Annotated in this window: 9 protein-coding genes and 1 riboswitch; of the genes, 5 read left to right on the top strand and 4 right to left on the bottom strand. The window is 65.3% G+C overall.

What is annotated here, in order from left to right; genetic code table 11:
• Positions 1-7 precede the first annotated feature (7 nt).
• Genes AAHE99_RS25400 through AAHE99_RS25385 form a run of 4 tightly spaced genes read right to left on the bottom strand, consistent with a single transcriptional unit; the run spans position 8 to position 4,300 of the window.
• A complete protein-coding gene (locus AAHE99_RS25400; protein WP_342120672.1) occupies positions 8-721 on the bottom strand; it encodes a phosphatase PAP2 family protein in 714 nt (237 codons plus the stop codon).
• The gene (locus AAHE99_RS25395) at positions 711-2,336 is read right to left on the bottom strand and encodes a phosphoethanolamine transferase (RefSeq protein WP_342120671.1); all 1,626 of its coding nucleotides are present in this window, start codon (positions 2,334-2,336) and stop codon (positions 711-713) included. Before AAHE99_RS25395 ends, AAHE99_RS25400 begins: the two co-directional genes overlap by 11 nt.
• Positions 2,337-2,382: 46 nt before the next feature.
• The gene (locus AAHE99_RS25390; protein ID WP_342120669.1) at positions 2,383-3,624 is read right to left on the bottom strand and encodes a sensor histidine kinase; all 1,242 of its coding nucleotides are present in this window, start codon (positions 3,622-3,624) and stop codon (positions 2,383-2,385) included.
• On the bottom strand, positions 3,611-4,300 hold the full coding sequence (locus AAHE99_RS25385) for a response regulator transcription factor (protein WP_342120667.1): 690 nt from the start codon (positions 4,298-4,300) through the stop codon (positions 3,611-3,613). The genes AAHE99_RS25390 and AAHE99_RS25385 overlap by 14 nt, the downstream gene beginning before the upstream one ends.
• Positions 4,301-4,320: 20 nt before the next feature.
• Between AAHE99_RS25385 and cobT the strand changes: the two genes are divergently transcribed.
• From cobT to AAHE99_RS25360, 5 genes are all read left to right on the top strand, one after another.
• On the top strand, positions 4,321-5,355 hold the full coding sequence (cobT, locus tag AAHE99_RS25380) for a nicotinate-nucleotide--dimethylbenzimidazole phosphoribosyltransferase (RefSeq protein WP_342120666.1): 1,035 nt from the start codon (positions 4,321-4,323) through the stop codon (positions 5,353-5,355).
• A 6-nt stretch (positions 5,356-5,361) separates the two neighbouring features.
• Positions 5,362-6,129, top strand: coding sequence for an adenosylcobinamide-GDP ribazoletransferase (locus AAHE99_RS25375; protein WP_342120664.1), 768 nt, complete (start codon positions 5,362-5,364; stop codon positions 6,127-6,129).
• On the top strand, positions 6,120-6,659 hold the full coding sequence (locus tag AAHE99_RS25370) for a histidine phosphatase family protein (RefSeq protein WP_342120662.1): 540 nt from the start codon (positions 6,120-6,122) through the stop codon (positions 6,657-6,659). The genes AAHE99_RS25375 and AAHE99_RS25370 overlap by 10 nt, the downstream gene beginning before the upstream one ends.
• Positions 6,654-6,874: riboswitch (cobalamin riboswitch) on the top strand. (Overlaps the previous gene by 6 nt.)
• Before the next feature lie 69 nt (positions 6,875-6,943).
• Entirely contained in the window at positions 6,944-8,761 is a 1,818-nt protein-coding gene (locus AAHE99_RS25365; protein ID WP_342120659.1) for a TonB-dependent receptor domain-containing protein, read from the top strand.
• A gap of 18 nt (positions 8,762-8,779) precedes the next feature.
• Complete coding sequence (locus AAHE99_RS25360; protein ID WP_342120657.1) at positions 8,780-9,802, top strand: FecCD family ABC transporter permease; 1,023 nt, start codon at positions 8,780-8,782, stop codon at positions 9,800-9,802.
• The last annotated feature ends 1 nt before the right edge of the window (position 9,803 follow it).

The raw sequence follows: 9,803 nt of genomic DNA, 5'->3' as shown, positions 1-9,803 counted from the left end.
TCTTTCCTCACTCTGCAGCATGTGCTGCGTTGCGAGGGACAGAACTATAACCATTCGCATGGCGTTTTGCAAGTAAATAATTCAACATTGCAATTGCGCAAGCAATCCAGGCTGACCAGAGCGTGTGGGTCAGGAAGTGGGCACCGCGCATTTGCTGCACCCAGCCGACGCCCAGTCCGAACAGCAGCATCGAGGCGCCGATAACCAGCGCCTTGCGCGGCTGGTGCGGCCACCAGAAGGCGGCCAGCGCCACCAGCCACAGCGCGCTCGATGCGTGTCCGCCCGGCAGGCAATGTCCGGGCTCGATCCCGTAAGGCATCCATTCCAGCAACCTTATATAGGGCGCACTGCCGCCGTAGCGTTCCAGCTCCCATGGACAGTGGCTGCTGCTGGCCCGCTTCAGGAGACTGATGACCACCGGCTCGCTGACCGCCGTCATGGCGAGCACCCGCAAGCCGAGCCGCCGCTCGGGCATTGGCCGCCAGACGTCCCACAGCGCCAGCACGACGGCGCCGCTGGCCAGGCAAATCAGCACAGCCTTCAATATGACGTGGTTGAATTGCTCCGCGAACCAGGCGTGCTGCAATGGGAATACGCCGCGGCTGCGGTCGAACAGCATGTCGGCCAGGCGCAAGTCGACATCCGTGGACTGGCCCAGCCACAGGATCAGGGCGGCCGACGCTGCCAGCGCCAGCACACCCCGGAAGGTGTTACGTGTCATGGATACAAGCCTGGAACAGGTCTAACTTGGGGTTATGCACGGCGGTACTGACGTTCAGCATGCCGAGCGTAGAGTGAAAGACGTTATCGTGCGAGAAAGGTTGTCCGCTGCGCGCAGCGAGGCAGGCGCGGTCCACGTGGAAGCGCTGGCTGAAGCTTTGGGACATCCACAACATCATCGGCACCCTGACCTGTTCGGCGGGGGCAAACACATATGGCGCGCCGTGCAGGTACATATTCTTTTCGCCCAGCGATTCGCCGTGGTCCGAGAAATAGAGCATGGAGGCTGGGATACCGGCCTCCTTCAACAGCGCGATCGTGCGCGACAGGAAGTAGTCGGTATACAGGATGCTGTTGTCATAGGCAGCGGTAATTGCCTCCGGCGTGCATTGCTCCAACTCATTGGTCTGGCATACCGGGCCAAATTTGGCAAAGCCGGCGGGATAGCGCTTCCAGTAGGCCGGTCCATGGCTGCCCTTCTGGTGCAGCACAATGACCAGGTCCTTACTGGCGTTGCGGATCATTTCAGGCAAGCCTTCCAGCAAATGCTCGTCGTAGCACTCCTCGTCGTTACATAACGGGTCACCCGGCACAGGCTTGGACATGTCTTCGAACCGCACGCGGGCGCAAACACCTTTGCAGCCGGAATTGTTGTCGCGCCAGACCACGTCCAGCCCGGCGTGGTGCAGCACATCGAGCAGGCCTTCCTTGCTGCGCGCCTTGTCTTCCGAATAGCCGTCGCGCGTCAGGTCAGAGAACACGCAGGGTACCGAAATCGCGGTCGCCGTGCCGCAGGAGCTGACGTTGGTGAAATTAATCAGCTCGCGCTCGCGCGCCAGTTCCGGGTTGGTCTCGCGGCCGTAGCCATTCATGGAGAAGTTCATGGCGCGCGCCGTCTCACCCACCACGATAATGGTGACCGTACGCTGCGCGTTGCCGACAGCAGCCCAGCGACTGCCTTTCGCGGCGTCCGTACCCAGCGGCGCGACCACGGTTGGTGTGGTCAGCTTACGTTTGAGATAACCGTTGGCCGCCTGGAACACATTGGTCGGCGTCAGCATGAAGCGCAGCTCGCGATGCTCGCGCACGGCGGGCGCCAGGGACTTGAACAAGATGAAGAGCAGCGCGACCGCCAGCAACAGCGATCCCGCCAGCACGCCGCCGTTGGCGAGCACGGAGCGGCGCAAGCCTCCATACTGCACCGGCAAGCGCCATACCAGCCAGGATGGGACGAGGCCCAGCAGGACCACGGTCTGCACCAGCTTCCAGCTGAATAGCTCGCCGGCCTCGCGCACATCGGTCTCCACGACGTTTTGCACCATCGAGGCGTCTACCACGATACCGTACTGCGACATGAAATAGGCGGTGACGGAGGAGAGCAGCAGCAAGGCAATGACAACGGGCTTGAACAGCCGGCGGTAGTTCACCAGCGCCAGCACACCGCTGAAGATCAACACCAGCAGCAGCGCGGAGCCGAGGTAGACCGGCAGGTTACCCAGGCGGAAGCCGCCGGTGGCGGCCACAAAGCTCTTCCAGAAGTTGACGTTGTACGCCAGGACCAGGAACGACGCGGCTGCCAGCGGGAGGTACGCCGAGTGAATGCGAGGAAATTTCATCCTCACACATTAATCAGCCCCCTGTAAAGACTGCGTCAAGGCGGCGTTAAGATTGCGTTAAATCGGGAAAATGGATGTCGAACCGGGTACCGCCGGCTTCCCGTTGCTGAACTTGCAATTCGAGGCCGAGGTATTTGCAGATGCGCTGCACCAGGCCCAGGCCCAGGCCACTGCCGGAGGAAACGCCGTCACCATCGGGTACGGCTTCGCCGCGCAAGCGCGCCAGGGCTGCTGGCGGCAGGCCGGGGCCAGTGTCCTCCACCACCACGCTGCGGGCGCCAAGGCGCAATACCACTTCCCCGTGCTCGGTATAGGCGCATGCGTTGCGCAGCAGGTTGCCGATCGCCGCCTGCAGCAACTCACGCGCGCCATGGGCGGCAAAGTCGCCGCCGCCCTCGTACCGCAGCGTAACCGGTTTGCCTGCCACCAGCGGCTGGCAGCGTGCGACTTCGGCCTCCGCCAGGGCCGCCATCGCCTGCAGCGGACCGTCGGCAGCCTGCGGCGAGCGCGCCAATTGCAGCAGGACCGAAGTCACGTCGCTGGCCTCGCGCGCCGCACGATAAATCCGTTCGGCTGGAGCATGCAGGGTGCTGTCGCCATCCGTGCGCGACATCAGGACTTCAGCGGCGCCGCTGATGACGGCCAGCGGTGTACGCAACTCGTGGCTCACATCGCCCGTAAAGAAGCGTTCGCGGTCAAGGAATTGCTTCAGCTCCGCGGTGCGGCCGGCAAATGCGCGCGCCAGCAAGCCCAGTTCATCGCCGCGTTCAAGGCAGGGTAACTCGGCGCGCCGCTCCCCGACGCCCTGCGACAAGTCGAGAATCGGCGAAACGACGCTATTGGCCAGGTAGCGCGCCAGCATCAGTGAGCCGAAAATAAAAGCCAGCAGGAAGGCGGCAAACATCGAGTAAACCACCGCCTCGATCTTGTCATATTCGCTGTCATGGTCCACCACGACAAAATCGCCATGTTCGTCGCGGCTCGCCAGGACATGCAGGTCAACCCCGTCGACGCTGATTTCCTGCACTCCCTGCGGCAATCCGCGCAGGGAGCGCGGAATATCGGCGCCATGGTGGAACGTGAGTCCGGCCGGCATCAGCACCGACAAACCGCCGCTGTGGCGTGGGGCGGCCCAGCGTGCAACTTCCAGCAGGCGTTCATCGACCAGCTTCTCTTCGATCCCCTCCACCGCCAGCGCCGCCACCACCGCAAAGACGAGCGCTACGAAAAAGGCGAAAGCCATGTATGCGGCGACGATGCGCCGGCGCAGCGATTCAGTTTTCTTCATCCGAATTTACCAGCTTGTAGCCGATGCCCGGAATAGTGCGCAGCATGGCAAATGGATAGGGCTTGTCGAGGGCCTGGCGCAGCGCGTGGATATGCGTGCGCAGGGCGTCGCTGTCGGGCCGCTCATCGCCCCATACCTCGTGCTCCAGCGTATCGCGGGTAACCACGCGCGGCGCGTCCTTCATCAGGCTTTTGAGGATGGTGTAGCCGGTGCGGGTCAGCGCCAGCGGCCGCCCCGCGCGGCGCACCTCGTAATTGACGGTATCGAAGGTGAGGTCGCCAAATTGCAGCACCTGTGTGCTGGCTGGCGCACCGCGCGCACGCCGCACCAGGGCGCGCAGGCGGATTTCCAGCTCCACCAGGGAGAACGGCTTGACCAGGTAGTCGTCGGCCCCGCTCTCGAAGCCAGCCACCTTGTCTTCCACCGTATCGCGCGCGGTCAGCATCAGGACCGGTATGGCCTTGCCCAGCTCCCCGCGCAGCTTGCGGCACAGCTCCATGCCATTCAGGCCGGGCAGCATCACATCCAGCACGACCGCGTCATATTCATGCTCCGCGGCCAGCGCCAGCCCGCCATAACCATTGGCCGCGCTATCCAGCACATACCCCTTCGGCTCCAGGAAGCCGTACAGGTTGGCGACAATATCCTTATTGTCTTCGATGATAAGTATCCGCATCAGGGCATTATAATTCCGCGATGACTATCCCACACATCACCCCTCTCAAGGACGAATCCCTCGCGGCCGACCTGGACCGCGCCATCAACAACAAGACCAAGCCGCTGGGCAGCCTGGGCACTCTGGAAGCCCTGGCGCACAAGGTCGGCATGATCCAGCAAAGCGTCAGCCCCGAGCTGCGCGAGCCGGCCATCCTGGTATTCGCAGGCGACCATGGCGTGGTGGCAGAGGGCATTTCCGCCTTCCCGCAGGACGTGACCTGGCAGATGGTTGAGAATTTCCTGGCCGGCGGCGCTGCGATCAATGTGTTCGCGCGCCAGAATGGCTGCACGCTGAAAGTGGTCGACGCGGGCGTCAAACATGATTTCGGCCAGCGCGAAGGCCTGGTCAACCGTAAAATCGCCCACGGCACCGCCAATTTCGCCCAGCAGCCGGCCATGTCGGTGCAGCAGTGCATGGAGGCGATCGAGTGCGGCATGGACCTGGTGGCGGAGCTGCCGGGCAATGTACTGGGCTTCGGCGAAATGGGCATCGGCAACACCACCGCAGCGGCGGCCCTGATGCACCGCTTGACCGGCATCCCGGTGGCAGACTGCGTGGGCGCCGGCACCGGACTGACCTCCGAAGGCGTGGCGCACAAGCAGCGCGTGATCGAGGCGGCCATGGCCCTGCATGCGGACGCCCAGGGCGGCCTGCAGGCGCTGGCCACCTTCGGCGGCCTGGAAATCGCCATGATGACAGGCGCCATGCTGAAGGCGGCGGAACGCCGCATGGTGCTGCTGATCGACGGATTTATCGTTACCAGCGCCCTGCTGGTGGCGGCACGCGTGCAGCCGGCAGTCCTGGACTACTGCGTGTTCGCGCACTGCTCCGACGAGAACGGCCACCAACGCATGCTGGACTTCCTGGGCGCCCGTCCGCTGCTGAACCTGGGCCTGCGCCTGGGCGAAGGCACCGGCGCCGCGCTGGCCGTGCCGCTGCTGCATGCCGCCGTCAATTTCCTGAACCAGATGGCCACTTTCGAGTCGGCCCAGGTCAGCGAGAAGTCCGAGTAAGCGCCGATGCAGCAGCTGCGCCTCTTCTTCATCGCGCTGCAATTTTTCACGCGCCTGCCCATCCCGCGCTGGGTGGGCTTTGAGCCGGCGTGGCTGCACCACGCCTCGCGCTACTTCCCGGCTGTCGGCCTGGTGGTGGCGACCATTGCCGGTGCGGTGTATGCCGCCGCTGCGCTGGTGCTGCCGCCGGCGGTGGCCGTCCTGCTGTCCACTGCCGCCGGCATCTATGCCACCGGCGCTTTCCACGAAGACGGCTTTGCCGACACCTGTGACGGACTGGGTGGCGGCCACACGCGCGAACGCGTGCTGGAAATTATGAAGGATTCGCGCATCGGGGCCTATGGCGCCATCGGCATCGTCCTGATGCTGGCGACCAAGATCGCGGCGCTGGCCAGCCTGCCGCTGCTGGCCGCCCTGGGCGCGCTGCTGGCGGCGCACCCGCTATCGCGCCTGATGGCCTGCTCCCTGATCTGGCGCATGGAATACGCGCGCGCCGAAGGCAAGGCCAAACCGCTGGCGCAGGAAATGCGCAGCGGGGAATTCGCCATCGCTGCACTGACGGCCGCACTGCCCGCCGGCGCGGTCGTGGCGCTGGGCTGGCTGCCGCCGGCCGCGCTGGCGACGGGCCTGGGCGGCATGCTGCTGGCAACGCTCTGGTTTGCGCGCAAATTCCAGCAGCGGCTGGGCGGCTACACCGGCGACTGCCTGGGCGCCGTGCAGCAGCTCTCCGAAGCCGTGTTCTACCTCGGCGTACTGGCCTGCGTGTGGAACTGATCCTCATCCGCCATCCCATACCAGATGTCGCGCCAGGTGTTTGCTACGGCCGCAGCGACATCCCCGCCGCTGCCGCCGCACTGGCCGCGGGCCATGCCGCCCTGGCGCCGCAACTGGCCGACGCCCTCGCCCGGGACGCCCGCCTGTATTCCAGCCCACTGCAACGCTGCACCGCCCTGGCCTGCCTGCTGGGCGCCCCCGCGCTGGACGCCCGCCTGGCCGAGATGGATTTCGGCGCGTGGGAAATGCGCGCCTGGGACGACATCCCGTGCGCGGAAGTCGATGCCTGGGCCGCCGACTTGCTGGATTACCGCCCCGGCGGCGGTGAAACGGTGCGCGAAGTGGCGGCGCGCGTGCAATCCTTCCTCGACGAGCTGCAACACGATGCGGTCATCGTGTGCCATGCCGGCACCATGCGCCTGATGGCCGCGATGGCGGCCGGCGAACCCCTGCTGCACGCGGCGCAAAAGCCAAACCAGATCAAGTATTGCTCGACCCTGCGCTTGTCCTGGCCCGCCAAGTCCGTATAATGGTGGGGTTTTGGTGCTCGCATTCGAATTCTCGAAAGCAGTTAAACGGGAAACACGGTGTTGTCTTTGACAGCTAACGTGTGCTGCCCCCGCAACGGTAAGCAAGTGCCGCCCTGATGGTGCGGCAGCGGTCTCACAGCCACTGTGCGAAAGCATGGGAAGGCCAGGCCGCCAGACTTGCCAGCCCGGATACCGGCCAGACCAGGTGGGAACGCGCCTTGCGCCCGTTCCCGTTCTTGCCGGCTTACGGGGACGTGGGCCGGCGGCTCATTGAAGAAATTGACATGACATCTCCCGCCACCCGGCAAGCGGCCCTCGCGTCGCTGGCATTGGCCTTTGCCGTACCTGCCTCCGCCCTGGATTCCGTTGTCGTTACCGCCACCCGCACACCGCAGGCAGCGCAAGACATCATCAGCGATACGCTCACCATCAGCGCCGAGGAGATCGCCCGCAGCGGCGCCGGCTCCATCACGGAAGTGCTGCAGCGCCAGCGCGGCATCGAAATCACCCGCAACGGCGGCAGCGCCACCAACTCCAACGTCTACCTGCGCGGCGCCAACAGCAACCAGGTGATCGTGCTGCTGGACGGCGTGCGCATCGGCTCCGCCACCAGCGGCGCCGCCGCATGGAATGCCATCCCGCTGGGCGCGGTGGAGCGCATCGAGGTGGTGTACGGTCCCCTGAGCACCATTTACGGCGCCGACGCCATTGGCGGCGTGATCCAGATTTTCACCCGCAAAGGCCAGGGCGCTCTGGCGCTGGATGCCGCTGTGCTGGCGGGCAGCTATGGCACGCGCGCCGGCCGCGCCGGCATTTCCGGCTCGGCCGGCGCCATCAGCTACGCGCTCAGCGCTGGCAAGGAGCGCGCCGACGGCTTCTCCTCCACCCTGCCGGGCATCAGCAGCTATAACAAGGACGACGACGGCTACGACCGCAAACATGCCAGCGGCCAGCTGGCATGGCAGATCGCGCCGGGCCATGAGCTGGCAGCGCAATTCATGCATATCGACCAGGAGTCGGATTTCGACAGCGGCGCTACCGTGCGCGCCTGGAATACGCAAAAACTGGACACCATCGCCCTGTCCTCCCGCAACCGCGTGGCCCGCAACTGGAAGATGACCACCCAGGCTTCGCAATCGCGCGACAAATCCGGCAGCTTCACCGCCAGCGCCAGCCAGATCGACACCACGCAGTCCATGGTCAGCTGGCAGCACGATATTGCGCTCGGCCCGGACAGCCTGCAGCTGCTGGCCGAACACCGCAAGGAAGAAGTCGCGGCCAACACCGCCGCCCTGGTACGCGAACGCAGCACCAGTTCCTATGCCGCCAGCTACAACATGAAGCGCGGCGACCACCTGCTGGCCGCCGCCGCACGCAATGACGACAGCTCGCAATACGGCTCCAAAAGCACCGGCTCGCTGGGCTACGGCTACCGCATCGCGCCCGGCCTGCGACTGAACGCCAGCTACGGCACCAGTTTCCGCGCGCCGACCTTCAATGAGCTGTACTATCCAGGCTACGGTCTGCCGGGCAACCGCCCGGAACAAGGCCGCAACCGAGAAATCGGCCTGCGCTATGAACAGAACGGTACCCAGCTGGGCGCCGTGGCCTACCGCAACAAGCTGACCGACCTGCTGGTGAACACCACGCCATGCCCGGTACCCGGCTTCAAGAGCGGCTGCGCCTATAACGTCAACCACGCCACCCTGGAAGGCATCACCCTGTCGGCACGCCAGCAGTTGGGCAGCGCCTTCACCATGGAGGCCACGGCAGACCTGCAAAACCCGCGCGACGACAGCACCGGCAAGCAGTTGCTGCGCCGCGCCAAACGCCACGGCAATGTCGCGCTGGAATATACTGCGGGCAGCCTGCGCGGAGGCGCCGAGTGGCAGGTTTCCGGCTACCGCTTCGACGACGCGGCCAACCGCAACCGCCTGGGCGGCTATGGTTTGCTGAACCTGTACGGGGCCTGGTATTTCGCCCCGTCCTGGTCGGCCACCCTGCGCTGGAACAATGTCGCCGACAAGCAGTACGAAGTCGCGCGCCTGTACGGCACCGCCGGTTCCAGCGTGTATGCCGGCCTGCGCTACGGCTACAAATAAATGAGATAAGCTGCCCCTATGCATCCACTTTCCGCCAAGCTGCGCCTGCGCGCCGCCACCGTCATCATCCTGCTGGTGCTGTTGTCACTGGCCAGCATGGTGGCCGCCGGCATGATCGGCTCGGTCAGCATCCCGCTGGCCGACCTGCCTGGCGCTCTGCGTGAATTCATCAGCGGGCAGCCCACCTCTTTACCGGGCCACCTGATCGGCCTGCGCGCCGAACGCGCCGCCACCGCCTTTGTCACCGGCGCTTCGCTGTCGCTGGCCGGCGTCATGATGCAGGCCTTGCTGCGCAACCCGCTGGCAGACCCGTATGTGCTGGGCATTTCGTCCGGGGCCTCGGTCGGCGCGCTGGCTGCGCTCCTGTTCATGTGCGCCGCATGGATGGTCGATGCCGCCTCGTTCGCCGGGGCGGTGGTGATTTCGATGCTGCTGTATTTCCTGGCGCGGCGCGACCTGCGCGGCGGCACGGCGGCGGAAGGCGGCACCGCCATGCTGCTGCTGACCGGCGTGGTGCTGTCCTCCGGCTGTATCGCATTGGTGACGCTGATGCTCTCGATTGCGCCGGAAAGCCGCCTGCGCACCATGGTGTTCTGGCTGATCGGCGACCTGTCCGGCTCCCCGATCCGCTGGCTGCCGTGGTTCGTGCTGGCCGGCTGCCTGGCCTTTGCCCTGCGCGCGGCGCGCTCCTTCAATGTGATGGCGCTGCATGCGGAGGCTTCGGCGACGCTGGGCATCCGCGTCGGCGCACTGCGCAAGGGCCTGTTTTTCTGTTCCGGCCTGCTGACCGCCAGCGCGGTGACCACGGCCGGCAGCATCGGCTTTGTCGGCCTGATCGTGCCGCATGCCTGCCGCTTCGCTTTCGGTCCCGACCATCGCCTGCTGGTGCCGTGCGCCACGCTGGTGGGCGGCGCCTACCTGGTGCTGGCAGATACGCTGGCGCGCACCATCATCGCGCCGCAGCAGCTGCCTGCCGGCGTGGTGACGGCGCTGGTCGGCACGCCGGTCTTCCTGTATCAACTGCACCGGCTGAGGAAGTAAG

This window comes from Pseudoduganella sp. OTU4001 (genome assembly GCF_038440195.1).
Classification (GTDB): Bacteria; Pseudomonadota; Gammaproteobacteria; order Burkholderiales; family Burkholderiaceae_D; genus Rugamonas.
This window is presented reverse-complemented; position numbering and strand designations above follow the sequence as displayed.